Annotated in this window: 1 protein-coding gene; it reads right to left on the reverse strand. The window is 68.2% G+C overall.

Annotated elements, in window-relative coordinates; genetic code table 11:
* Positions 1-180 (reverse strand): hypothetical protein (locus IF89_RS39390; protein WP_043194881.1); only part of this gene is annotated, 180 nt, incomplete at its 3' end.
* Between the last annotated feature and the right edge of the window lie 687 nt (positions 181-867).

Consider the following 867-nt stretch of genomic DNA (forward strand, 5'->3'; position numbering starts at 1 on the left):
CATGCCCGCGCCCAGGCCCTGCCGGTCCACCCCCAGACCCGACAACTCCTGGTCATACGACAGTGACAGGCCGAACGAAGCCTCACCCCGCCCCGCCGTCGCCAGGAGCGGCACCTCCAGGGCGTAGCGGCCGGTCCGCGCATCCACCGCGCCGCCGGCCTCCTCGCCGGGGGCGAACACACCGGACACGGTGCCGGAGGCACCCGGCACCCCAGCAGCAGCGGTGCGGGAGCCGGGAGCGGCGAACGCCTCACCTGCGCTTTCCCCGGCGACAGTGCCGGCAACGGCCAGAGCAAGGAGGCCTGCCACCCCGCCACGGCGGATCCGACGAGCAGCGGCAGACGACGCAGAGTGGGAGGAAGAAGGCATGTAAACCCCTTGGAGCACGAAAGTGATTAGGTATCGCTAAACAGCGAAGCAGGGCTTTCGGCTGCTGTCCTTCCTCTGATCAGCCTCCGCCAAAAGTCATTCCGCTTCGGCCGCTTAGGTATAGGCCCTTTTTGATACGGTGTGGGATCGATATCCGGTGGCCAGGCCTTCCGCAGGGCGTCGAGCCTATCGGTTTTGCGGCCCCGGTCTGGGGCCGGATCCGGCGCCCTGTTTGCAGGCCACTCCAGTAAGACTGCGCGGCCGGCGCCATGCTGTCGATCACATTCGGTTGAGCGGCCCGGGGCCGTGGACGCTCTGACCGCCCCGTCCGCGCCGCCGAGCGTGGATGCCTGGTATCCCTCGGGCGTGGAAAGACCGGGCAGACCGCCCCGCTGGGCCCCTCAGAGGGCGTTTCATCCCGTTGTTTCATCCCAGATTGCCGTGTTGAGGGTGGTTCACGCACCGCGCCAGGTCGGGGTGGATTCCGTTGTCAGGCGG

This window comes from Streptomyces sp. NRRL F-2664 (assembly GCF_000719345.1).
Taxonomy (GTDB): Bacteria; Actinomycetota; Actinomycetes; order Streptomycetales; family Streptomycetaceae; genus Streptomyces.